Below are 23,370 nucleotides of genomic sequence, written 5' to 3'. Positions count from 1 at the left end.
GAATTGCCGATGCTTCCCAAGATGATGCTCAAGACCCTGCTGGCGGTGTCCGGTGCCGCGCTGATCGCGGGGACCGCGGCGGCGCAGGACGCGCCCGCATCGCAACCCGCGCCGGCCCCCCAGGCCGGGGTGGCGAACTCGCAGCAGCCCAATGCGCAGCAACAGGGCGAACTGGTCGTAGACGTGGTCGGCGGGATCGCCGCGCCGCTCGGCATCGCGGTCCCGACGATGCCGACCAGCGAGGCGGTCGATACCCCGGCGGGGCGGACCGACGTGCTCGGTGCGCAGCTGTCGAAGATCATCACCACCGACTTGCGCAATTCAGGCCTGTTCAAGCCGCTCGAGGCCGGACTGAAGCCCGTGACGGTGCCCGAAGTGTCCGCCCCGACGTTCGAATATTGGTCCGGGGCGGGGGCGTCCGCGCTGGTGCAGGGCTATGTCCGCGCAACCGGCGACGGCACGCTGACGGTCGGCTGCTATCTGTACGACGTCACCTCGCGCAACGAGATCGCGCGGCAGGGGTTCGTCGTTCCGCCTAGCGACTGGCGCCGTGCCGGGCACAAGTGCGCCGACATGGTCTATTCCAAGCTGACCGGCGAAGGCCCGTATTTCGACAGCCGCGTCGTCTATGTCTCCGAGACCGGCCCCAAGGGCCACCGCATCAAGCGGCTCGCGATCATGGACCAGGACGGCGAGAACCACCGTTTCCTGACCAACGGCCAGGCGATCGCGCTGACCCCGCGACTGTCACCCGACCAGCGCTCGATCGTCTACATGAGCTATCTCAACGATCGCCCCGCGATCTATGTCTATGACATGGCGTCGGGGCGGCAGCGGTTGCTGGTCCCCAACACCGACCTGACCTTCGCGCCGCGCGTCTCGCCCGACAGCCGGTGGGTGCTGTTCTCGATGGCGCGCTCGGGCAACACCGACATCTACCGCGTGCCGATGGGCGGGGGGACGCCGCAGCGGCTGACCCAGTCCCCATCGATCGACACCGGCGGGACCTATTCGCCCGACGGCAGCCGGATCGCGTTCGAGAGCGACCGCTCCGGCACGCAGCAATTGTACGTGATGAACGCCGACGGGTCGCAACAACAGCGGATCAGCTTCGGCTCCGGGCGCTATGCGACTCCGGTGTGGAGCCCGCGCGGCGACCTGATCGCCTATACCAAGATCGGGGGGGCGTTCCGCATCGGCGTGATGAGCCCGGCGGGCGGCAACGAGAAACTGCTGACCGATGGCGCACAGGACGAGGGCCCGAGCTGGTCGCCCAACGGGCGCGTGCTGATGTTCTTCCGCTCGACCGGCGGCGGCAGCGGCAAGGCGGATCTGTGGTCGGTCGATCTGACCGGAGTCAACGTGCGGCGCGTGCCGACCGTCCTCGACGGATCCGATCCCGCGTGGGGACCGTTACGCCCCTGACATAGACGTGGATCAAATCACCGGGTGCAAGCTTACGCATCTCGTGTAACCGGATGTGCCGTTCCATTCCCCAAGGAGAAACCTGATGGCCAAAGTAACGACCTCGATCCTGATCGCGACCGCGCTGCTTGCGACGACGGCGTGCAACAAGAAGCGGCCTGCGGTCATTCCGCCCGCGCCGAGCAATACTGCGCCGGTCGATCCCAATGCCGGCGGCAATGGCGCGATCATTCCGGGGTCGCGTGCGGATTTCGAACGCTCGGTCACCAGCAACACGGTTAACTTCGCGCTCGACAGCTATGACATCGACGGTTCGGCGCGCGCGATCCTCGACAGCCAGGCGGCGTGGCTCGCCAAATATCCGAACGTGACGGTCAGCCTCGAAGGCCATTGCGACGAGCGCGGCACGCGCGAGTACAACCTCGCGCTGGGCGACCGCCGCGCCAATTCGGCGAAGAACTACCTCGCGGCGCGCGGTGTCGCGGCGGGGCGGATCTCGACGATCAGCTACGGCAAGGAGCGCCCGATCGCGCTGGGTTCGGACGAGCAGAGCCTCGCGCAGAACCGTCGCGCGGTGACGATCGTCCTGAACTGATCCAATTACGGATCGGTCGGGAAGGGGGCGGTGTCCGGGAGGGCGCCGCCCTTTTTTTGTGCGTTCGCTGTTCCACGGTGGGCGACGCTTCCGCATCCTCCGTTCGGGCTGAGCGTAGTCGAAGCCCCTTGCACGGCGCAGGCCCTTCGACTGCGCTCAGGGCGAACGGGGTGGGGTGGCCGCCCCCACTCCACACTGGCGTAGAGTGGGGCGCGTTACCCGTCGCCTCATACCGCCGTCATGCCGAACTCGTTTCGGCATCCACCGTGCCGCACATCCGACGGGCGTTTGCCAAAAGACGCCGCTGGATCCCGAAACAAGTTCGGGAAGACGGGTGCGTGGCACTGTGACCACCTCTCCTTTACGCCGCCCCGAAATTGATATAAATATGATATCATAATAAACGGGAGGTCCGCATGTCCGAGTCGATCGCACGCAACACCGCGCTCACCTTGTCCGCCGAGCAATCGGCGACGACGTCGAGCGGGTACGCGATGCTGCTGGTGATGGTTGCCGCGATCGCGTTCGCGGGCTTCGGCCTGACGGCGCTCCGCCAGGAGTCCGATTTCGGCGGCGTGATCATCACCGCCGCCGCGCTGGTGTGCGTGTTCGTGGCCGGCGGTTTCTACATGCAGCAACCCAATCAGGCGACCGCGATCACATTGTTCGGCGCGTACAAGGGGACCGATCGCAGGACCGGGTTGCGCTGGGTGCTGCCATGGCTCGGGCGCAAGCGTGTGTCGCTGCGCGCGAACAACATGATTTCCGAGCGATTGAAGGTCAACGATTTGCGCGGCAACCCGATCGAGATCGCGGCGCAGGTCGTGTGGCGCGTCACCGACACCGCGCAGGCGCTGTTCGACATCGACGATTACAAGGCGTTCGTGATCGTCCAGATCGAGGCGGCGGTGCGCACGATCGGCGCGCGCTATCCCTATGACGATTACGAGCATCAGGAAGTGACGCTGCGCGGCAACCACGACCAGGTCGGGGCGGAACTGCGGACCGAACTGATCGCGCGGCTGGTGACGGCGGGGATCACGGTCGACGAATGCGGTTTCACGCATCTGGCCTATGCGCCCGAGATCGCGGGCGCGATGCTGCGGCGGCAGCAGGCGCAGGCGGTGGTCGCCGCGCGCAAGACGCTGGTCGAGGGTGCGGTCGGGATGGTCGAGATGGCGCTCGACCTGCTGTCGGCGAAGGGCGTGGTCGAACTCGATGACGAACGCCGCGCGGCGATGGTGTCGAACCTGATGGTCGTGCTGTGCGGCGAGCGCGATACGCAGCCGGTCGTCAACACCGGCTCGCTGTACCAATAGGCACGGACGGATGGCGGATCCCCCCGCGAGGAAGGCGTTTGCGCTGCGGCTCGATCCCGCGCTGCATGCGGCGGTCGAACGACTCGCCGCGGGCGAATTGCGCAGCGTCAACGCGCAGGTCGAATGCCTGCTGCGCGAGGCGCTCGCACGGCGCGGGGTGAAGCTGGAGGCGCCCAACCCGCCCCGACGCGGGCGGCCACCGAAGGAGGATGGTGATGCGGGACTCGAATGATGGCTATTGGTTCGTGCCGCATGCGTTCGGAATCGGAGCCACCCCGGTGACGTGGCAGGGGTGGGCGCTGACGTTCGGTTTCGTGGCGCTTTCGATGCTTGCGGTGACGCAGCTCCCGAACCGCGTCGCGGGGAACGGGGTGCTCTTCGCGCTGATACTGCTGTTCACGCTGGTTGTGATGCGCAAGACACCGGGTGGTTTAAAGTGGCGTTGGGGCGGGCGGGGGTAGGGTCCGCCTGCGACAGCGGTTGCGCGCGCCAACTTGGCGGCCCCGGCCTTCGCCGGGGTGACGACAGCCCCCGTCACCCCGGCGCAGGCCGGGGCCGCCAGGTTATCGGGTAAAACCGGCGATGCCGCATCCTGCCGTCCCGCCACGCCCGGGTAACGACACGACCCCGGCCTTCGCCGTGGCAAGGGATGCGGGATCAAGCGACTTTCGCAGAAGTTTCGCGCAGGCCGGGGCCGTCATGTCCTTGTCGTCAACCGCGTTGGTACGGGGGGCCTTACCCCAGCGCCGCATCCAGCAGCTTCGCGAGCCGCAACCCGCCGCGCTCCACTTCCAGCCGCGCGACCGGCACCAGCTTCTCGATCGTCGCCTCGTCGAGCGTCACCCGCTCGGGCGTCGGCGCGCACGGATCGGCCATCACGCTCGCATAGGTCGCGTCATGCGCGACCTGCCAGCTTTCGCGGCTCCAGTCGGTGACGTCGCCCGCCGCGACCTTCGCCCGCACCGCAGGCGCATAGCGGTGCACCAGCGACGGCCCCGAAGTGATCGCGCGCTCGGCGAGCAGCCCGTCCCACACCGAATGGAGGTTGAGCCGCGGCGGACCATAACTGTCATAGGACGCCTTGACGTCGTTCCCGCCCTTGTCGTCCTTCTCGCCCGCATGGAGCGGCTGGTGGAGATCGCCGACGAAGTGGATCAGGAAGACGAGCGCCTGAAGCTTGTCCTTCTGCGATGCGCGGCGGTTCTTGAGCGTCGCGACGTCACGGGTGATCTGCGCCGAGACGCAATTGCCGTCCTTGCAAGCGTCGGTGAGCGAGAAGGGCCGGCAGATGCTGACGTCCTGGAAATGCCACGTGTAGGCATAGCCGAGGCGCGGCTTGCCGTCGGCGTCCTTGAGCGGCTTGATGCAATCCGCCCAGGTGCTCGCCTCGCTCATCGTGCCCGCCTTGCAGGTCGGCGTGTCGAGCAGCGCCTGCTGCTGGAGCAAGCGGCGGATCGCGACGCGAGTCTGCGGGCGAATGTTGGCCGCGGCGATCTGCGCGATCGTCTGGTGGCCATATTCCCAATAGGCCGCGGCGGGGGTCGCCCCGGCCGCAGCCAGACCGATGGAAACAGCGATCAACGCTGAACGAACGCGACGGATACGAGTCATGGCGCGCGCTGTAGCGCCTTGGCGGAGGGCGCGCCACTGTGTGTGTCAGTCCGCGAACACCCCGATCTCGCGCCCGCCCTCGGACGAAAGCCGCGCCCGGTACATGCCGGGGGTGGTGAAATGCCATGCCGCGGTGCCATCCGGCGCGGCGACGATCACGCCGCCGGTGCCGCCCATCGCGCGGACTTCGTCGAGCACCGCCTTTGCCGCGTCGGCCACCGGCTCCCCGCCGATTCGCGCGCGCGCGCAGATTTCGTGCGCGACGCCGACGCGGATGAAGAATTCGCCCGAGCCAGTGCACGAAATCGCGCCCGCGCGATCGTCGGCATAGGTGCCCGCGCCGATCAGCGGGGAATCGCCGATCCGGCCCCAGCGTTTGCCGGTCACGCCGCCGGTCGAGGTGGCGGCGGCCACATGGCCGTGCGAATCGCACGCGACTGCACCGACGGTGCCGTATTTCATGTCGACGTCGAACTTGCCGCCGCCCGCGAGCATTTCCTCCAATTGCGCGCGGCGTTCGGGGAGGACGAGCCAGTCCTGCGTCGCGGGTTCGCAGCCTTGCTCGCGCGCGAAAGTATCCGCGCCTTCGCCGCTGAGAAGGACGTGCGGACTGTGCTCCATCACTGCGCGCGCGAGCGAGACGGGATTGCGCGTCGCAGTGACGCCCGCGACCGACCCGGCGCCCCGGTCGCGCCCGTCCATGATCGCGGCGTCGAGTTCGGCGATTCCGTCGTGCGTCAGCGCGGCCCCGCGCCCCGAATTGAAGTGCGGATCGTCCTCGAGCACGCGCACCGCCGCCTCGACCGCATCCAGCGCGCTGCCGTCGCCCGCGAGCACTGCCGCGCCGGCATCGAGCGCACGCCCCAGAGCGGCCTCGGCCCCCGCGACCTGCTCGGGCGTCAGCGTATCGCGCGTCATTTGCCCGGCACCGCCGTGGAGCATCAGGGTCCAGCTCATGTCGTATGTTCCTTGTGCGGGAAGGGGCGCAGCCCGATCAGCGGCCGCAGCCAGCCGATCTCGCGCCCGATCAGGTAAAACAGCCAGCAACCACCGATCGTCGCGACGACCAGTAGCGCGAATTCGGCAAGCGGCGACAGGCCGAACGGCAGCAGCGCGCCCTCGACTCCGACGATGATCGTCTGGTGGATGATGTAGAAGGGGAACACCGCCTCGGTCAGCGTCCGCCGCCAGCGCCGGTCGAAATTGAGGTAGCGATCGGCCAGCGCGATCAGCGCGATGACCGTGCTCCACCCCTGTACCGCGCGCGACACCGCGAACAGCGTGCCATAGGGCCAGCCGGGCATACGTCCGCCGGGCCAGCGCAGCTCGATCGCGGCGGCGACCGCGTAGCTCGCGACTGCCACGATCAGCGCCGCGAGCCACCAGCGATGGATCGCCGCGAGTGCCGCGGGCGAGCCCGCGAGCGCGAAGCCGAACAGGAAGCCGGGGAGATATTGCGCGTGCGACACGCTGTCGCGGACGAGGTCGTTGGTCGGTCCGATCCCCGGGAACAGCCACGCGCTGACCAGCACGAGCCACGCCATCGGCAGCAGCCACACCAGCACCGACCCGAACACCCGGTCGAACGCTGGCTGCAGGCTCCGCCGCCCGACCAGCGCGACCCCCACCACCAGCAGCATCGTGTACAGCCAGAGGTAGCCGACGAACCACAGATGCTGCCACGTCGGCAGCGGCAGCCCGCGCACGCGCGCGAAGCGGAAATAGTCGTGGAGCAGGAAATAGCCGAAATCATGGGCGTAACCGCGCTGCGTGGTCAGCTCGATCCACGGCTGGATCGGCACGACGACCAGCACGCCGAACAGCAACGGGAGGAGCAGCCGCCACGTCCGGTTGCGGGCGAACCGCCCCGCGCCGTGCCCGCGTGCGAGCAGTGCGCGGCTGGCATAGCCCGAAACGACGAACAGCAGCAGCAACCGCCAGCTGTTGAGCGCGAGCATCGGGATCACCACCCAGGGAATCGTGTGCGCGGTCTTTGCGTGATAGCCCCAGGGGACGAACACCATGCCGATATGGTAGAAGATGAGCAGGCCGAACGCGCCGATTCGCAGCCAGTCCAGACCATAATGCCGTTCCATCGCGCTTCCCTTAGCCGATGATCGCGCTTTGGCCAGCGCGACCGGGCGAGCGCCCACGCTTTCGCGCGGCAAAAGGTTCCCGTTCGGCGATCGAGACGCTATATCGGCCCCGCAGCGAAGGAAATTCCCCCCATGTCCCTACGTCCGTGGCGCGATATCATGCGCCGTCAGTCCCGCCAGATCATGGTCGGCAACGTGCCGGTGGGCGGCGACGCGCCGGTCACCGTCCAGACGATGACCAACACCCCGACCAGCGATCCGCGCGCGACGATCGACCAGATCCGCCGCTGCGAGGACGCCGGCGTCGATCTGATCCGCGTCTCCTGCCCCGACGTCGAGAGCACCGCCGCGTTGAAGCAGATCGTCCGCGCGAGCCGCGTGCCGATCATCGCGGACATCCATTTCCATTATAAGCGCGCGCTCGAAGCAGCGGACGCTGGCGCGGCGTGCCTGCGGATCAACCCGGGCAACATCGGCTCGGCGTCGCGCGTCCGCGAAGTGATCGATGCGGCCAAGTCGAACGGCTGCGCGATCCGGATCGGCGTCAACGGCGGTTCGCTCGAGAAGCATCTGCTCGAGAAGTACGGCGAGCCGTGCCCGGATGCGCTGGTCGAATCCGCGATGGATCACATCAAGATCCTGCAGGACCATGATTTCCACGAGTTCAAGGTCGCGGTGAAGGCGTCCGACTTCTTCCTCGCGGTCGCGGCCTATCACCAGCTGGCGGAGCAGGTCGATTGCCCGCTGCATCTCGGCATCACCGAGGCGGGCGGGTTCGTCGGCGGGACGGTCAAGTCGTCGATCGGAATCGGCTCGCTGCTGTGGGCCGGGATCGGCGACACGATCCGCGTCTCGCTCTCGGCCGAGCCCGAGGACGAAGTGCGTGTCGGGTTCGAGATTTTGAAGGCGCTCGGCATCCGCAACCGCGGTGTGCGCGTCGTGTCGTGCCCGTCGTGCGCGCGGCAGGGGTTTGACGTGATCCGCACCGTGCAGGCGCTCGAGGAGCGGCTCCAGCATATCCGCACGCCGATGTCGCTGTCGGTGCTCGGATGCGTCGTCAACGGTCCGGGTGAAGCGCGCGAGACCGACATCGGGCTGACCGGTGGCGGCAACGGCAAGCACATGGTGTATCTGTCGGGCGTGACCGATCACACGGTCAACAGCGAGGACATGCTCGAGCACATCGTCAAGCTGGTCGAAGACAAGGCCGCGGCGATCGAGGCGCACGACGCGGCGCTGGCGGCGGCGGTGCCGGTGCCCGTGGCGGCGGAATAGGTCCTGTGGTATCTGGTGGGTCCTGGAGGACCCACCATGACCTACCATGCCAAAGTAATCGCTGGCGGTACGATCGCCATCCCTCCGGAACTCCTTACAGAATTGGGAATCAAGGAAGGCGACTCGCTGGTGATCGAACGGGCGGAGGATGGCGGCTTGATCGTCAAGACCTACGCGCAGATCGTCAAAGAGGTGCAGCGTACGTTTCGCGCGATGCTGCCGCCCGACTATAGCGGCAGCATGGTCGATGAACTACTCGCGGAACGGCGGGCGGAAGCCGCACGCGAAGAGGCCGACCTCGAAGAATGGCTGCGGTCGCATCCGGCGCAATGAGCGTGGTTATGGATGCGTCCGCGGTCCTTGCGATCCTCTTTGGGGAACGTGGCGCGGACGTGGCGACCGCCTCGGCACGTGGCGCACGGCTCTCCACGGTCAATCTCACCGAAATTCTTGAGAAGATCGCACGCAGGACGGGCACCTGCGACGCGGTACTGCCGACACTCACCGAACTGAAGATCGACATCGTTCCGTTCGATCAGCATCAGGCGCGCCTGGCGGCCGATCTCAAGCCCCGGGTCGGCAAGAATGACTCGTTTGCCGATCGTGCGTGCCTGTCGCTCGCGCTTGCTTCCGCGCTGCCGGTCGTTTCTGCAGATCGCGCATGGGTCGACCTCGATATCGGAGTCGATATCCGCATGATCCGGTAGCCCGCTTCTGCGCCATGCGTGACGTTGGTGGCGCTCCTCGCTATGGGGCAGCGATGCGGCCTGTTTCCTCCTCATTGGCTTTCTCCGTCGCCGCGATGGGGATCGCGACCTATTCGGCGATGGACGTCCTGATGAAGGGGCTCAGCATCACCAGCGGCGCGTATAGCGCGGTGCTGTGGCGCTCGTTCGTCGGGGTCATGCTGCTCGGTACGGTGTTCCTGCTCAAGCGCCGGGCCTTCCCGGGGCGGGCGGCGTTGAAACTCCATGCGCTGCGCGGGGCGACCGGCGGGATCTCGGTGCTGCTGTTCTTCTGGGGGCTGGTGCGCGTGCCGATGGCGCAGGGCGTCGCGCTGACCTTTCTTGCCCCGCTGATCGCCTTGTTCTTCGCCGCCGTCCTGCTCGGCGAGACGATCCGGCGCGCGGCGATCCTCGGTTCGGTGATCGCGAGCCTCGGCGTGCTCGCGATCGCGGCGGGGGAGGTGCAGGCGCATGCCTCGACCGCGCATGTGCTCGGCTCGCTCGCGATCTTCGCGGCGTCGATCTTCTACGCTTACTCGCTGATCCTGCTGCGGCAACAGGCGCAGGTCGCCGATCCGCTCGAGGTTGCCTTGTTCACCAGCATCGTGCTCACCGGGCTGTTGCTCGTCGGCGCGTGGTGGTTCGCCGCGGTCCCGAGCGTGGCGCAGCTCTCCGCGATCGGCGGCGCGGCGGTGCTCGGGTCGATCTCCGCGATCGCGCTGGCGTGGGCGTACAGCCATGCCGAGGCGCAAGTGCTCGCGCCGGTCGAATATACCGCGTTCGTCTGGGCGGGGATGTTCGGCTGGTGGGTGTTCGACGAGCGGGTGTCGGCCTATACCGTGGCGGGGGCGGCACTGATCATCGCGGGGTGCGTTTTCGCGATCCGCGGCACCGCCGCTCGCGCACCCCAGACCGAGGCCGCCGCATGATCGAAATCCGCCCCGCCACCGCCGACGATGTCGCGTTGATCCTGCATTTCGTCCGCGAACTCGCCGAATTCGAGCGCGCCGCCGACAAGGTCGTCGCGACCGAGCCGCTGCTCCACGACGCGTTGTTCGGCGCGCATCCCGCGGCGGAAGCGGCGATCGCGTCGCTCGACGGGACGCCGGTCGGGATGGCGCTGTTCTTCCACAATTTCTCGACCTGGACCGGGTGGCGCGGGCTGTATCTCGAGGATCTCTACGTTACCCCCGAGGCGCGCGGGAGCGGCGTCGGCAAGGCGTTGCTGAAGCATCTCGCCGCGCTGGCGGTCGAGCGCGGCTGCACGCGGTTCGAATGGTCGGTGCTCGACTGGAACGAGAAGGCGATCGCCTTTTACCGCTCGGTCGGCGCGCTGCCGATGGAGGAATGGACGGTGTACCGCGTCACCGGCGACGCGCTCGCGACGCTCGCGGACAAGGCCTGATGGCGGTCGACCCGGGACTGATCGCCTGGGTCGAGGAGGCGCTCGCGCCGGTCGGCGGCGTGACGAAGCGCGCGATGATGGGCGGCGCGACGCTGTATCTCGACGGGACGATCTTCGGGATCGTGGCCAATGACCTGCTGTGGTTCAAGGCGGATGCGACGAGCGACGCGGCCTGGGATGCCGCCGGGTGCGCGCGCTTCAGCTTCGAAATGGGGGAAGGGCGGACGGGCACGATGAACTATCGCCGCGCACCGGACGATGTGTACGACGATGCCGATACGTTGCGCGAATGGGCGCTGCTCGGGGTTGCGGCGGGAATGCGGGCACCGGTGAAGCGGAAGAAAACCGCGAAATGACCGTCACCCCGGCCTGCGCATGGCCTCTGCAAAACCGTAGCTGTTCTCCCGCGGAGGCGGGAGTCCAGGAGTTGCGAGAACGGTAGGCCGTTGTCTTGCTTGGCTCTGGATTCCCGCCTTCGCGGGAAAACGGCAAATGGCAGGTCCGTACCCCGACGTTCGCAAAGATTTCGCCTGCGCCGGGGTGACGGGGATATCGCCCGTGCGCGCACGCACGGGCGCGTGTGTCAGGCGTCGACGTCCATGCCCGGGGCCGGATCGCCGGCCTTCTTGGCTTGCTCATACCGCTCGATCGCCTCGATCACGACCTTGCGCGCTTCCTCGCGGTCGCCCCACTTGCCGACGCGAACCCACTTCTTCTTTTCCAGGTCCTTATAGTGGGTGAAGAAATGCTCGATCTGCTCGAACACGATCTCGGGCATGTCGCCACGCTCGTTGACGTTCGAATAATAAGGGAAGGTCGAGTCGACCGGCACGCATACGAGCTTCTCGTCGCCGCCGGCTTCGTCCTCGAGGTTGAGCACCGCGATCGGCCGCGCACGGACGACGCAGCCCGGGATGAACGGCGAGCGCGCGACGACCAGCGCGTCGAGCGGATCGCCATCGGGCGACAGCGTGTGCGGCACGAAGCCGTAGTTCGCCGGGTAGCGCATCGGCGTGTGGAGGATACGGTCGACGAACAGCGCGCCGCTCGCCTTGTCGAACTCGTACTTGACCGGCTCGCCGCCGGTGGGAACCTCGATGATGACGTTGAGGTCGTCGGGCGGGCTCTTCCCGACCGGGATCATGTCGATGCGCATTTGGGTCGTCCTGTCTGCTTGATTTGAATGAGTACGAAAGGAAAAACGCCGGTCTGCCTTAGCGGGGCATCAGCAGGCGATCCAGACCGCCTTCGCCCGTCCCACTCTTCTCAAGCCGCGGATAGCGCAGCCCACCGTGATACTCGAGATTGACCGGCGTGATCGAGTCGTTCGCCTTGATGAGCAGCGTGATCGGCGCCTTGCCGGTCTTGGCGGCGGTGATCGCGGCTTTCAGTACGCTGTCCGAATAGGTCGTGCCGTTGACCGCGACGATGCTGTCGCCGACGGTGATGCCCGCCTTGAACGCCGGGCTGTCCCAGCCCACGCCCGTCACGCCGCCGTCCTTGTTGAGCGAGGTGCCGATCGAATAGGTCAGGTCGGTCGTCTTGCGCGTCGCCTCGCCGTTCTTGAAGGTCAGCGTCGGGGTGTCGGTATAGACGAGCGTGTAGCCGTTCGCCGCGAACCCGGAGATCGGCGCGCGCGCGCCGGTCTCGGTCAGGCGCTTGGTCAGCAACCCGGCCCAGTCGTACGGCTGGATCGCCTGGAGCGTCTTGACGACATCGTCGAACGTGTAGGTGACTTCGCCATAATCGCCATCGGTCAACCCGAAGAACGCGCGGCCGAAATCGTCGATCGACTTCTTGCCGCCCGACTGGCGGCGCAGGATCGAGTCGACCTCCATCCACACCAGCAGCCCCTCGTTGTAATAGTCTTCCGACCGCTGGTAGCTCAGCCAGCCCTTGGGGCGACGCTGCGAGATGACGGGATCGTTGGTGGTGTCGACCATGTCGCGCCAGTCGCGCGCAGGACGGTTGTCGAGGCTGGCGAGGATCATCGCATAGCCGTCCAGCGTGTCCTGTTTCGAGACGATTCCCGACCGCGCCTGGAGCACATAGCCCCAGAATTGCGTCTGCCCTTCATACACCCACAGCAGGCTGCCGCGCATCGGAGTGCGATAATCGGGGGTCCACAGGTCCGCTCCGCGGCGGAACTTGCCGTCCCAGCTGTGATTATATTCGTGCGGCAACAGGTTGCGCGGCCCCGGGCCGTCGTTCCACTTGGTGAAATAGCCGAGCTTCACGCCGTCTTCCGACGAGCGGTGATGCTCGAGCCCGATCCCGCCCATCAGGTCCGAGATCGACAGCAGGAATTCATAGGTGTCGTAATGCTGCGACCCGTAGAGCTTGACCGCCTGGTCGACGAGCCGCTGGTGCGCGGCGATCTGCTCCGGGGTCGCGGCGAGCTCGGCGGCGGTGTCGGCATAGACGTCGAGGTTGACGCGCGGGCTCAGCGCCCATTGCTTGTAATAGCGCCCGGCGAGGACGGGTGAATCGACCAGCACTTCATAATTGGTCTTCTCGTACGAATAGGTCGCGCCGCTCGCCCTGGACGGCAGGCCCGACGAGGCGGTGAATCCGGCCGGATATCTGACCGTCGCCTTCACCGGGATCTGCCGGGTGAAATAGCCCGCCGGATACAGGCTCATCGAGTTCCACTGGAGCCGCAGCATGTTGGGGGTCATCACGATCGACCCCTGGTCTTCCTTCGTCGCCGACAGGAATTGCAGGTCGATGTCGAGCTTGCTCACGCCCGCGGGCACGTCGATGTGATAGGCGTAGACGTCGACCGGATCGCGCGTCCACGCGAGCTCCTTGCCGCCCGCACGGATGTGCAGCCCGGCGAGCTTGTCGAGCTGGCCGGTCGGCGAATGGTTGCCGGGCAGCCATTTCGGGAAGAGCAACGCCATCTGCCCCGCGCGCACGCCGGTCAGCGTCTCGTGCGTCGTGAAGATGCCACGCGCGGTGTCGGTCGCGTCGATGTCGAGCGTCATCGTGCCGGGGAAGGGGACGTCCTGCGCGGCCGGGATCGTGTCGACGAACGGCACCGGTTGCGGCTTGGAATTCTCCGCCAGCACCGGCGCGGTGGTGGACAGCAAGACGGCGGTGAGCGCGACGCGACGGATCATGCAGGGGACTTTCCGATAAGGGGAGAAGAAGACACGCTGTTACACTGACTTAAGCTGGCAAGGCGGCGTACGTCCAGCCCGTCACCCGCCCCCGCCGCTGCTGCTGCTGCCCAACACGTTGATCGTAAAGGCGAGAACGCCGATGTTGAAGACGAACGCGGCAAGGCACTGGCCCAATACGGTACGCCGCACCCGCCGCGACGACACTTCGACGTCGGAGGTCTGGAAGGTCATTCCGAGCGTGAAGCTGAAATACAGGAAATCCCAATAATCGGGTTCGTCGCATTTGGGAAAGTCGATCCCGCCGCTGTCCTTCCCGTCTTCGTCGCAGTCGGAATAGAACAGATGCGCATAGTGCATCGCGTAGATCGTGTTCGAGAACAGCCACGCCACCACCAGCGTCCCGATGATCAGCAGCGTGCCCGTGAAGTTCGTCTTGCCCTGCGTTTCCTTGAACACCGAGGTCAGGATGACGATCATCGTCAGCCCGGTCAGCACCAGCAGCCCGGCGCGGTTGGCGTCGTTGGCGGCCGCCTGCTTGCGCATCTGCGTCGCCTCGCCGCGACGGAGCAGCGGAGCGATCGCGACCAGGAACACCGTGCCCGCCACGTCGAACGCCGCCATCGTCCCGCGACCCCAGCCGAGCGGCGGGATCGCGAGCAATAGACCGGCTACGAACAGCACGGTGAAGAGGATGAACCGGGGCGGAGCAATCTTGTTGCCGACATCGAAAGACATGGGCGGGGTGTTGCAGAGGTTGTGCGCCGTCGCAATCCCGCCCGTCACATATGCAGCGCCCGATTTGCCATCACGCCGGCAATAAACAGCAGGTACACCCCGAACACGCGCTTGAGCGGCTCGGCCGGGAGCGCATGGGCCGCCGCCACGCCGAGCGGCGCGGTCAGGATCGACATGGAGGTGATCACCACCGCGCCGAGCAGGTTGACATAACCGAGCGACCCGATTGGCAGCCCCGGCTTGCCGAGACCGATCAGGACCCAGCCGATCGTCCCCGGCACCGCGATGATGAAGCCGAACCCCGCCGCGGTCGCGATCGCCTTGTGGATCGTGCGCCCGCACAGCGTCATCACGATCACCGCGACCGTCCCCCCGCCGATTCCGAGCAGCGAGGAGAACAGCCCGAGCGATCCCGCGATCGCGGCGCGGGTGGCGCCGGTCGGCATCGTGTCGCTGACCTGTCGCCGCGCCAGTTTGGGCACGAGGAAGTTGATCGACATCAGCACGATTCCGCCCGCGAAGATGAAGGTCAGCGTCTGTCCGGTCATTCGCTGCGCGACGAACACGCCGATGCCGACCCCGGCCACGATCCACGGCGCCCAGCTCCTGAGGATCTGGAAATCGACCGCACCGCGCTTGGCGTGCGACAGGGTCGAGCGCAGCGCGGTGACGACGATCGTCGCGAACGACGTGCCGATCGCGACATGGGTATATTCGCGATGGTCCCCGCCGAGCAGCGGGAGCAGCGCGATCATCGCGGGAACGACGACGAACCCGCCGCCGATCCCGAACAATCCCGCCGCAAAGCCGGCGAACAGCCCGGCGGCAAGCATGGCGGCAATGGCGGGTGCCCAGGCGATCAGCGCGCTCATGCCGATCGCTCGCTGGCGAGGCCCAGGAAAATCATTGAAATTCGGGGAGGCGGCAGGCGCATGGAAACCCTTTCCGAAAGCGAGATCGGTGCGGTCCTGCGGATGCTGGCAAGGGGCTGTTGTCGCCCCCGTTGCCGCGATGCTGCGATGCAGCGAACACCCTGTCAAGCGCCGTCGGCGGCGGCATGCGACAAGCATCTGGCGCTAGGCGCGGGGCTCGCCTAGAGAATCGCGGGTTATGGCTCGTATCGAAACCCCCAAGCGCATCCGCGGCACGCAGGACATCTTTGGCGACGACCAGCGTCGCTTCACGCGCGTGGTCGAAGCGTTCGACCGCGTGCGCAAGCTGTACTGCTTCCAGCGCGTCGACATCCCGGTGTTCGAGAGCACCGCGGTTTTCGCGCGGTCGCTCGGCGAGACGACCGATGTCGTCTCGAAGGAAATGTACACGTTCGAGGATCGCGGCGGCGATTCGCTGACGCTGCGGCCCGAATTCACCGCGGGGCTGGCGCGCGCCTATCTGACCGAGGGGTGGCAGCAATATGCGCCGTTGAAACTCGCGACGCACGGGCCGGTGTTCCGCTACGAACGCCCGCAGAAGGGGCGCTTCCGCCAGTTCCACCAGATCGACGCCGAAGTGATCGGCGCGGCCGAGCCTGCCGCCGATGTCGAGCTGCTCGTGCTCGCGGACCAGTTGCTGCACGAGCTGGGGATCGCGGATGGTGTGACGTTGCAGCTCAATACGCTGGGCGATGCCGAGACGCGCGATGCGTGGCGCGCCGCGCTGGTCGCGCATTTCGAAGCGCACCGTGACGTGTTGTCGGAGGACAGCCTTGCGCGGCTCGACAAGAATCCGTTGCGCATCCTCGATTCGAAAGATCCGCGCGATCGCCCGGTCGCCGACAGCGCGCCCGATATCGATGCCTATCTGACGGATGAAGCGCGCGCCTTCTTCGATGCGGTGACGGCGGGCCTGGATGCGGCTGGCGTGGCCTGGACGCGCAACGCGCGGCTGGTGCGGGGGTTGGATTATTACCGCCATACCGCGTTCGAATTCGTCACCGACCGGCTGGGCGCGCAAGGTACCGTGCTCGCGGGCGGGCGCTATGACGGGCTGGTCGGGTCGCTCGGCGGGCCGGACACGCCCGGCGTCGGCTGGGCGGCGGGGATCGAGCGGCTGGCGATGCTGCTCGAGGAGCCTGCGGTCGACACGATCGATGTGGTGATCGCGGTCGAGGACGATGGCGCGATGTCCACCGCGTTTCGCGCGCTCAAGCTGTTCCGCGAGAATGGCCTGTCCGCCGAGATGGTCGCGACGGGGTCGCCGCGCAAACGCTTCGACAAGGCGGCGAAGCTGGGGGCGAAGGTCGTCGTCGGGCTGCGGCTCGACGCGGATGCGCCGGTGTTCAGCACGCGCGCGGCGGCGGATGTTGCTGAGCATGAGACGGTCAAGGAACTGACCTCGCGGTTGGTCGGCGCATGATCGTGCTTTCCTTACTTGCTTCCCCGGCGAAGGCCGGGGCCCAGTCGTGGAACGGCAATTTTTCTCAGGCTGTCCCCGCTTCCGTCGGCCATCCCGACTGGGCCCCGGCCTTCGCCGGGGAAGTGCTGAAGGTCGCCCGGGAAGTGCAAAAGGAAGCGCAGAAGGGTATGCGCACCGCATGAGCTCCATCTCTCCAGAACGGATCGCGCAGATCGAGGCGCGGCGTGACGAACTGTCCGCGCTGATGGCGACGGGCGATCTCCCGTCCGACCGTTTCGTCGCGGTGTCGAAGGAATATGCCGAGCTCGAACCCGTCGCGCGCGCGGCGGGCGAAGTGCGGCGGCTGCGCGCGGAGCTCGGCGTGCTCGCGGGCATGGAAGCCGACGACGACCCCGAGATCAAGACGATGGCGCGCGAGGAGATCGAGGCAATCCGCGGCACGCTCCCCGACGCCGAGCGCGCGCTGTCGCTCGCGTTGCTCCCGCGTGATGCTGCAGACGAACGCGCCGCGATGCTCGAGATCCGCGCCGGGACCGGCGGCGACGAGGCTGCGTTGTTCGCCGCCGACCTGTTCCGCATGTACCAGCGCTATGCCGAAGGGCAGGGGTGGAAGGTCGAGCTGATCTCCGCGTCCAGCTCCGAAAGCGGTGGCTTCAAGGAAGCGATCGCCTCGGTCGAGGGCAAGGGCGTGTTCGCGAAGCTCAAGTTCGAAAGCGGCGTCCACCGCGTCCAGCGCGTCCCCGCGACCGAAGCACAGGGGCGGATCCATACGTCTGCAGCGACGGTGGCGGTGTTGCCCGAGGCGGAAGAGGTCGACGTCAAGATCGACGACAAGGATCTGCGGATCGACGTCTATCGCTCGTCGGGGCCGGGCGGGCAGTCGGTCAACACGACCGATTCCGCGGTGCGGATCGTCCACATCCCGACCGGGCTGGTCGTGATCCAGCAGGACGAAAAGTCGCAGCACAAGAACCGCGCCAAGGCGATGAAGGTCCTGCGCACGCGCCTCTACGAGGCCGAGCGCGAGCGGCTCCACACCGAACGCGCGGGGGCGCGCAAATCAATGGTCGGGTCGGGCGACCGGTCGGAGCGGATTCGCACCTATAATTTCCCGCAGGGGCGCGTCACCGATCACCGCATCAACCTGACGCTCCACCGGTTGCCGGAGATCCTGCAGGGTGAGATGGAAGAATTGCTCGGCGCGTTGATCGCGCAGGACGAAGCGGAGCGGCTGGCGTCGCTGGATGGCTGAGCCGGCGAACGGGGGAAAGCCCCTCCCCTTCAGGGGAGGGGTTGGGGTGGGGCCGTTCGGCGCGCCCGACCTCGGTGGTCTCTGCGAGGCTCCCCCCACCCCCAACCCCTCCCCTGAAGGGGAGGGGCAAGAAGAAGTGGCCGCGCGCAAGCCCCTCCCCCTCGGGGGAGGGGTTGGGGTGGGGCCGTCCAGCGCGCCCGACCTCGGTGGTCTCTGCGAGGCGTCCCCCACCCCCGACCCCTCCCCTGAAGGGGAGGGGCAAGAAGAAGAAGAAGCCGCGCGCGAGCCCCTCCCCCTCGGGGGAGGGGTTGGGGTGGGGCCGTCCAGCGTACCCAACCCCGGTGGTCTCTGCGAGGCTTCCCCCACCCCCATCCCCTCCCCTGAAGGGGAGGGGCGAGAAGAAGAGGCCGCGCGCAAGCCCCTCCCCCTCGGGGGAGGGGTTGGGGTGGGGCCGTCCAGCGTACCCAACCCCGGTGGTCTCTGCGAGGCGTCCCCCACCCCCGACCCCTCCGCTGAAGGGGAGGGGCGAATAAGGGCGGCGCTTGTTTCTGCAACCGCCGCGCTCGCGACCTTCAGTGAAACCCCGCGGCTTGATGCGGAACTGCTGATGGCGCACGCGCTCGCCATCCCGCGCGAGCGGCTGTTGCTCTACGCGCTCGACGCCGCGGTGCCCGACACCTTCGCCCCGCTGCTCGCGCGCCGGCTCGCGCACGAACCGATCGCCTATATCACTGGCACGCGCGGCTTCTGGACGATCGAGCTGGCGGTGGGCCCCGGCGTCCTCGTCCCCCGCGCGGACAGCGAGACGCTGCTCGACGCCGCGGTCGATCATTTCGCGAAGCGACCGCCCGTGCGCATCCTCGACCTCGGCACCGGTCCCGGGACTTTGCTGCTCGCAGCGCTTGCGGAATGGCCGGCCGCGACCGGGGCGGGCATCGACCAGTCGGACGTCGCGCTCGGCTTCGCCCGGACCAACGCCGCCACGCTCGGCATGGCGGAGCGGGCGAGCTTCGTGCGGGGCGACTGGGCGGACGGGATCGACGCGACCTTCGACCTGATTCTGGCAAACCCGCCCTATATCGGGACAGTCGAGCACCTCCCGCGCGAGGTCGCGGAGCACGAACCCGGTGCCGCGCTGTTTGCCGGGGCGGACGGGCTGGCGGACTATCGCAGGCTCGTCCCGCAGCTCGGTGCCCTGCTCGCGCCCGGCGGCGCGGCGATCCTCGAGATCGGCGCGACGCAGTCGGACGCGGTCGGCGCATTGCTCGGACAGGAGGGTTTCGATGTCGCCCTGCGCCACGATCTGGGCGGCAACCCGCGCGCGTTGATTGCGACACACGCGGCTTGACGGATCGCATGGCTTTTCCAATATTCCGCTTGGAGAATGCGCCGCAAACCGCTATTGCAACCCCTAGGGGCACGCATTTTCATCGTAACGTGTTGAAAATGGGCTGTTGCCCGCTCCCTTCGTCATGCAGTCGCCCGGTCCGGCGACGCTGGCAAGCGCGCTTCGCCGATGGGCGGCGATCGGTGCGCAAGGGGCATTTGCATCCATATTTCTGGAGCACGACCCGGTTGGTTTCCAAGGACAGGACAACAAGAACTTGATCAACAATCGTCAGGCCGGTCGCCGTCGCGGCCGTGGCGGGCAGCAACAGCGCTCGCAAGGTGGTGGCAATCCGGGCCGTCTCGATACCGGAAACCGGATCGACAATCGCGCCCGCGGCAATGCGGCGCAGCTGCTCGAGAAATACAAGACGCTCGCCCGCGACGCGCAGATGCAGGGCGACCGCGTCAACGTCGAATATTACCTCCAGTTCGCCGACCATTACTTCCGCGTGCTGGCCGAAACCCGCGCGCGCATCGAGGAAAATGGTGGTCCGGTCCAGCGGCGCATCCAGGGCGCGACGCTCGACGAGGACGATACCGAGTTCGAGGACGAGGGCGAACGCGTCCTCCCCGCCGAGCAACCGCGCGGCGGCCAGAACGGCTACCGCCAGGACGGCAACCGGTCCGAGGGCAATCGTTCCGACAATTCCCGCCAGGATGGGTCCCGCCAGGATGGGTCCCGCCAGGATGGGCCCCGCCAGGACAGCTACCGTCAGGACGGCGGGCGTCAGGATGGCGCGCGCCAGGACACGCGGCAGGACGGCAATCGCAACGAGCCCCGGCAGGACTCGCGTGGCGACGGCGATCGCGGCTATCAGCGGGGCGGCAACCGCGCCAATGGCGAGATGCAGAACGGCAGCGCCGAGGCGCGCGGCACCGAGGATCAGAACGATCGTCCGCGTCGCAGCCAGAACGGCGCCAGCCAGAACGGTGCCAGCCAAAGCGAGGGCGGGTACGACCGCCAGCGCGGCGACACCCCCCGCGGTGCCGACGATCGCTACGCCCAGTCGGAGCCCCGCACCGAGGAACCCACGCTCGACCTCGCACCGGTAGGCGCGGAAGCGGGCCTGTTGCCCCAGACCGGCGCGACCCAGGGCGACTCCGACGCGGTCGAGCCGCCGAAGCGCGGCCGTGGCCGCCCGCGCCGCGACGCGTCGGCAACGCCCGCCGCCGCCAAGCCCGAGCGCAGGGACGCGGACGAGGACAACGGCTTCTCGGCCGATCTGCTGCCGCCGTCGCTCAACGTCTCGGCGGTCGTTCCGGACGAGCCCGATGCCGATGGCGCGGAAAAGCCCCGTCGTCGCCGCGGTCGGCCGCCGATCGTGCGCGAGACCGACCCGGTCGCCTGACCGACGATGACCGCCCGGACTCGTCCGGGCGGTCAGCCGCGCGCCTGCCGGCCGCGTCTATTCCAGATCGTCGATCGATTCATCATGGCCGCTTCCCGAACTGAGGAAGACGAGCCCCATCAGCGCCGCGGTGAGCATGATCGAACCGCCCGCCCCGCCGATCACCGCGAGGATCGCGACCCAGCCGAGCGGCCCGTACAGCCGATCCAGCACGCCGATCGCGCCTGCGATGAACAGGATCGCGACCACCCCCATCCAGCCCAGGATCCGACGATACCGCGCCCAGGCGAACGCGGCATAAGCGGGATCCTCGAGTCCTGAACGCTTCGCCATGCTTCCCATTGGCGCGCAAACGTGAAACTCTCAAGCGCCTCGAGACTCACCAACGAGCGAAGCGGGAGAGTGATATGACGATCAGCGCCATCTTGGGCGGCAAGGGCCGCGAAGTCATCTCGGTCACGGCGGATCAGAGCGTGCGCGCGGCGGTGGCGCTACTCGCCGAACGTCGGATCGGCGCGGTGCCGGTGCTGGAAGGCACGCGCGTCGTCGGGGTCTTTTCCGAACGCGACGTGATCTACGCGGTCGCCGCGCATGGCAACGATGCGCTGGCGCGGACCGTCGCCGACATCATGACCGCGCCTGCGATCACCGTCGGCCCGGAGGAAGCGGTGATCGGTGCGCTGTCGCTGATGACTCGTCGCCGGATCCGGCATCTGCCGGTGGTCGAGGGCGAGCGGGTCGTCGGCATGGTATCGATCGGCGACCTCGTCAAATACCGCATCGACCGGATCGAGGCGGACGCCGAGGCGATGCGCAGCTACATCCAGTCCGCCTGACACGGCATCGGGTTGCCGACCGGTCATTCGCCGTTTTCCCGCGAAGGCGGGAATCCAGGGCCACGGCGCAAAACGGCTATGGATCGCGCGACTCCCGGACTCCCGCGGTCGCGGGAGAACGCCGATGGTTCGGTGGAAACCATGCCTTCGCCGCGGTGACGGCGGTTCATGTCCCGATCGCGACGTTCACCGCAGAAGTGGCATCGCTTTCCGCGCGTTCCTGGGGCGTCTTGCGGATCGTATCGCGCACCTCACGCAACACCCCGCGCGCAAACAGACCGAGCCACCCGGCGTATAGCGCCAGGCCACTCGCCACCAGGCTCAGCACTCTTGCGAAAGGCGCCATCGCGGGGAGCAGCGAGTCGACCAGGAGCACGCCCAGCGCCATCGCGGTCGCCGCGACCAGCGCCGGTGCGATCGCCAGAGCGACCGCCCGAAGCGATGCGCCGATCACCGGCAGCGATCGCCACAGGCTGAATCCCAGATACACCGGATAGGCACAGATCCACGCGACCGCGAGCCCGGTGGGCCCATAACGCACCCCGACCAGGAACCCGATCGCGAGCATCAGCGCGCCAAAGGCACCGTTGCGCACCCCGATCCCCGGACGTCCGCAGGCATCGCACGCGGGTTGCAGCAGCACCTGCAGCGTCATGAATGGCATGGCGAGCGCAAGCAGGTGCACCACCGGCGCGGTCTCGCGCCATTTGTCGCCCATCACCGTCACCACCAGCGGTTCGGCCACGACCGCCAACCCGAAATAGAAGGGGAGCGCGGCGAGCATGATGATCCGCACGCTCCGCGTGAACGCCACGGCGACCGCGGCACGGTCGTGCTGGATCCGGGCATAGGCCGAGAAGGCGACCTCGTTGAGCGGGGGGACGATCTTCGACACGAAGATCTGGGTGAGGAACAGCGCCTCGGTATAGAGGCCCAGACTGTACGGCGTGAAATTGCGCCCGGCGATGAACACGTCGGCCTGGCTCTGCGCGAACCAGAACAGCTGGCCGACCGCCATGACGCCGCCATAGCGCGCGAGCGTCCCCGCTCCCCGGAAGTCGAAGCTCGGCCACACCAGCGAGCGCGCCGCGATCGTCATGCCGATCGCGCGGACCGTGAACAGCACGATCGGCGCGAGCACCAGCGTCCATACCCCCAGCCCGGCGAGCGCACCGGCGAGCGCTGCCCCGGCTGCGGCGACCGACGCGACGATGTTGGCGCGCGCCTGCATCCGGAAATCCATCGCGCGGGACAGCAATGCATAAGGGAGCGCAATGAAGGGGGTCGTCAGATAGAGCAGCGCCTGGACGCGCAGCATGTCGGCGACGACCGGCTGGCGATAATAGGCCGCCGCGGCGGGGGCGAGTATCAGGCACTGCAGCGTTGCGAGCCCGGCGTTGAGCAGCAGCAGCATCCCGAACAGCTGGCGAATCGCGAGCGGCGTCACCACGCGTTGCTGGATTAACCCGCTGGCGAGCCCATAGCCGTTGAGCATGTTGAGGAAGACCAGCACGACCCCGGTCATCGCGAACAGACCGTAATCGTGCGGATCGAGCAGCCGAATCACGAGGAAGGTCGAGGCCCATTGCACCAGCTGCGCGAGGATCTGGCTGCCCGACCGCCAGATCACGGCGTTGCGGACCTGATTGGCCAGCGAGTCGGACGGACGGGAAGGAGATTCGGTCGAGGAGGCCATCCTGCACCTGCTAGCGGCAAAGCCTTAAGGAGCCCTGAGTTCCAGTGTTTCCGCGGGTTTGACGCGCGATTGAAAGAAAAGTGCAAAAAAGCGTTTGACCGAATCAACGGCCCTGCCTAGAGGGGTGTCACCGCAGCGACGGACCGGACGGTTCGCTTCTGCAGTCACCAGATCCTCGGCGT

Annotated in this window: 26 protein-coding genes; 17 read left to right on the top strand and 9 right to left on the bottom strand. The window is 67.3% G+C overall.

Going from position 1 to position 23,370, the window contains the following annotated elements; genetic code table 11:
* Positions 1 to 9 precede the first annotated feature (9 nt).
* From tolB to L8K25_RS05580, 5 genes are all read left to right on the top strand, one after another.
* Complete coding sequence (gene tolB, locus L8K25_RS05600) at positions 10 to 1,425, top strand: Tol-Pal system beta propeller repeat protein TolB (RefSeq protein WP_242137929.1); 1,416 nt, start codon at positions 10 to 12, stop codon at positions 1,423 to 1,425.
* A gap of 85 nt (positions 1,426 to 1,510) precedes the next feature.
* Positions 1,511 to 2,020, top strand: a complete 510-nt coding sequence (pal, locus tag L8K25_RS05595) for a peptidoglycan-associated lipoprotein Pal (protein WP_242137928.1) — start codon at positions 1,511 to 1,513, stop codon at positions 2,018 to 2,020.
* A 416-nt stretch (positions 2,021 to 2,436) separates the two neighbouring features.
* A complete protein-coding gene (locus tag L8K25_RS05590) occupies positions 2,437 to 3,339 on the top strand; it encodes an SPFH domain-containing protein (protein ID WP_242137927.1) in 903 nt (300 codons plus the stop codon).
* Between the two features lie 10 nt (positions 3,340 to 3,349).
* A complete protein-coding gene (locus L8K25_RS05585) occupies positions 3,350 to 3,571 on the top strand; it encodes a toxin-antitoxin system HicB family antitoxin (RefSeq protein WP_242137926.1) in 222 nt (73 codons plus the stop codon).
* A complete protein-coding gene (locus L8K25_RS05580; RefSeq protein ID WP_242137925.1) occupies positions 3,555 to 3,800 on the top strand; it encodes a hypothetical protein in 246 nt (81 codons plus the stop codon). Before L8K25_RS05585 ends, L8K25_RS05580 begins: the two co-directional genes overlap by 17 nt.
* Positions 3,801 to 4,074: 274 nt before the next feature.
* Here the strand turns inward: L8K25_RS05580 and L8K25_RS05575 are convergent, their stop codons facing one another.
* Genes L8K25_RS05575 through L8K25_RS05565 form a run of 3 tightly spaced genes read right to left on the bottom strand, consistent with a single transcriptional unit; the run spans position 4,075 to position 7,046 of the window.
* A complete protein-coding gene (locus L8K25_RS05575) occupies positions 4,075 to 4,950 on the bottom strand; it encodes a S1/P1 nuclease (protein ID WP_242137924.1) in 876 nt (291 codons plus the stop codon).
* A gap of 45 nt (positions 4,951 to 4,995) precedes the next feature.
* A complete protein-coding gene (locus L8K25_RS05570; protein ID WP_242137923.1) occupies positions 4,996 to 5,907 on the bottom strand; it encodes an isoaspartyl peptidase/L-asparaginase in 912 nt (303 codons plus the stop codon).
* Positions 5,904 to 7,046, bottom strand: coding sequence for an acyltransferase family protein (locus tag L8K25_RS05565; RefSeq protein WP_242137922.1), 1,143 nt, complete (start codon positions 7,044 to 7,046; stop codon positions 5,904 to 5,906). The genes L8K25_RS05570 and L8K25_RS05565 overlap by 4 nt, the downstream gene beginning before the upstream one ends.
* Before the next feature lie 132 nt (positions 7,047 to 7,178).
* Between L8K25_RS05565 and ispG the strand changes: the two genes are divergently transcribed.
* Genes ispG through L8K25_RS05535 form a run of 6 tightly spaced genes read left to right on the top strand, consistent with a single transcriptional unit; the run spans position 7,179 to position 10,807 of the window.
* On the top strand, positions 7,179 to 8,321 hold the full coding sequence (gene ispG, locus L8K25_RS05560; protein WP_242137921.1) for a flavodoxin-dependent (E)-4-hydroxy-3-methylbut-2-enyl-diphosphate synthase: 1,143 nt from the start codon (positions 7,179 to 7,181) through the stop codon (positions 8,319 to 8,321).
* Positions 8,322 to 8,357: 36 nt separating this feature from the next.
* Positions 8,358 to 8,654 (top strand): AbrB/MazE/SpoVT family DNA-binding domain-containing protein, encoded by a 297-nt coding sequence (locus tag L8K25_RS05555; protein WP_242137920.1) that lies wholly within the window; start codon positions 8,358 to 8,360, stop codon positions 8,652 to 8,654.
* An 8-nt stretch (positions 8,655 to 8,662) separates the two neighbouring features.
* Positions 8,663 to 9,028 carry a type II toxin-antitoxin system VapC family toxin gene (locus tag L8K25_RS05550; RefSeq protein ID WP_242137919.1) on the top strand — a complete coding sequence of 122 codons (366 nt, stop codon included), beginning with the start codon at positions 8,663 to 8,665 and terminating at the stop codon, positions 9,026 to 9,028.
* 53 nt (positions 9,029 to 9,081) lie between these two features.
* On the top strand, positions 9,082 to 9,975 hold the full coding sequence (locus tag L8K25_RS05545; RefSeq protein ID WP_242137918.1) for a DMT family transporter: 894 nt from the start codon (positions 9,082 to 9,084) through the stop codon (positions 9,973 to 9,975).
* The gene (locus L8K25_RS05540) at positions 9,972 to 10,451 is read left to right on the top strand and encodes a GNAT family N-acetyltransferase (protein WP_010161679.1); all 480 of its coding nucleotides are present in this window, start codon (positions 9,972 to 9,974) and stop codon (positions 10,449 to 10,451) included. Before L8K25_RS05545 ends, L8K25_RS05540 begins: the two co-directional genes overlap by 4 nt.
* A complete protein-coding gene (locus tag L8K25_RS05535; RefSeq protein WP_242137917.1) occupies positions 10,451 to 10,807 on the top strand; it encodes a TfoX/Sxy family protein in 357 nt (118 codons plus the stop codon). Before L8K25_RS05540 ends, L8K25_RS05535 begins: the two co-directional genes overlap by 1 nt.
* A gap of 227 nt (positions 10,808 to 11,034) precedes the next feature.
* On the opposite strand, the gene ppa is transcribed toward L8K25_RS05535, so the two are convergent.
* The 4 genes from ppa to L8K25_RS05515 form a co-directional block, all read right to left on the bottom strand.
* Positions 11,035 to 11,607, bottom strand: a complete 573-nt coding sequence (gene ppa / locus L8K25_RS05530; RefSeq protein WP_242137916.1) for an inorganic diphosphatase — start codon at positions 11,605 to 11,607, stop codon at positions 11,035 to 11,037.
* A 58-nt stretch (positions 11,608 to 11,665) separates the two neighbouring features.
* Positions 11,666 to 13,573 (bottom strand): peptidase M61, encoded by a 1,908-nt coding sequence (locus L8K25_RS05525; protein WP_242137915.1) that lies wholly within the window; start codon positions 13,571 to 13,573, stop codon positions 11,666 to 11,668.
* Between the two features lie 81 nt (positions 13,574 to 13,654).
* Positions 13,655 to 14,311 carry a DUF1345 domain-containing protein gene (locus L8K25_RS05520; protein WP_242137914.1) on the bottom strand — a complete coding sequence of 219 codons (657 nt, stop codon included), beginning with the start codon at positions 14,309 to 14,311 and terminating at the stop codon, positions 13,655 to 13,657.
* A gap of 44 nt (positions 14,312 to 14,355) precedes the next feature.
* A complete protein-coding gene (locus tag L8K25_RS05515; RefSeq protein ID WP_242137913.1) occupies positions 14,356 to 15,183 on the bottom strand; it encodes a sulfite exporter TauE/SafE family protein in 828 nt (275 codons plus the stop codon).
* 238 nt (positions 15,184 to 15,421) lie between these two features.
* Between L8K25_RS05515 and hisS the strand changes: the two genes are divergently transcribed.
* The 5 genes from hisS (at position 15,422) to L8K25_RS05490 (ending at position 20,656) form a co-directional block, all read left to right on the top strand.
* Positions 15,422 to 16,666 (top strand): histidine--tRNA ligase, encoded by a 1,245-nt coding sequence (hisS, locus tag L8K25_RS05510; protein WP_242137912.1) that lies wholly within the window; start codon positions 15,422 to 15,424, stop codon positions 16,664 to 16,666.
* Positions 16,663 to 16,848, top strand: a complete 186-nt coding sequence (locus tag L8K25_RS05505; RefSeq protein WP_242137911.1) for a hypothetical protein — start codon at positions 16,663 to 16,665, stop codon at positions 16,846 to 16,848. The genes hisS and L8K25_RS05505 overlap by 4 nt, the downstream gene beginning before the upstream one ends.
* Positions 16,845 to 17,918, top strand: a complete 1,074-nt coding sequence (prfA, locus tag L8K25_RS05500; RefSeq protein WP_242137910.1) for a peptide chain release factor 1 — start codon at positions 16,845 to 16,847, stop codon at positions 17,916 to 17,918. The genes L8K25_RS05505 and prfA overlap by 4 nt, the downstream gene beginning before the upstream one ends.
* Positions 17,919 to 18,447: 529 nt before the next feature.
* Positions 18,448 to 19,266: a peptide chain release factor N(5)-glutamine methyltransferase gene (prmC, locus tag L8K25_RS05495; protein ID WP_242138705.1), complete on the top strand. Its 819-nt coding sequence runs from the start codon at positions 18,448 to 18,450 to the stop codon at positions 19,264 to 19,266.
* A gap of 256 nt (positions 19,267 to 19,522) precedes the next feature.
* Positions 19,523 to 20,656, top strand: coding sequence for a DUF4167 domain-containing protein (locus L8K25_RS05490; RefSeq protein ID WP_242137909.1), 1,134 nt, complete (start codon positions 19,523 to 19,525; stop codon positions 20,654 to 20,656).
* Positions 20,657 to 20,713: 57 nt separating this feature from the next.
* Here L8K25_RS05490 and L8K25_RS05485 read toward each other — a convergent pair whose 3' ends face one another.
* Positions 20,714 to 20,989: a hypothetical protein gene (locus L8K25_RS05485; protein WP_242137908.1), complete on the bottom strand. Its 276-nt coding sequence runs from the start codon at positions 20,987 to 20,989 to the stop codon at positions 20,714 to 20,716.
* A 74-nt stretch (positions 20,990 to 21,063) separates the two neighbouring features.
* Between L8K25_RS05485 and L8K25_RS05480 the strand changes: the two genes are divergently transcribed.
* Positions 21,064 to 21,492 carry a CBS domain-containing protein gene (locus L8K25_RS05480; protein ID WP_242137907.1) on the top strand — a complete coding sequence of 143 codons (429 nt, stop codon included), beginning with the start codon at positions 21,064 to 21,066 and terminating at the stop codon, positions 21,490 to 21,492.
* Between the two features lie 166 nt (positions 21,493 to 21,658).
* Here L8K25_RS05480 and L8K25_RS05475 read toward each other — a convergent pair whose 3' ends face one another.
* Positions 21,659 to 23,188 (bottom strand): lipopolysaccharide biosynthesis protein, encoded by a 1,530-nt coding sequence (locus L8K25_RS05475; RefSeq protein ID WP_242137906.1) that lies wholly within the window; start codon positions 23,186 to 23,188, stop codon positions 21,659 to 21,661.
* Between the last annotated feature and the right edge of the window lie 182 nt (positions 23,189 to 23,370).

Source organism: Sphingomonas sp. TREG-RG-20F-R18-01, from assembly GCF_022662475.1.
In the GTDB taxonomy this organism is placed as follows: Bacteria; Pseudomonadota; Alphaproteobacteria; order Sphingomonadales; family Sphingomonadaceae; genus Sphingomonas.
Note: the sequence above shows the minus strand (reverse complement) of the source record. Positions and strands in the feature narration are given on the sequence as shown.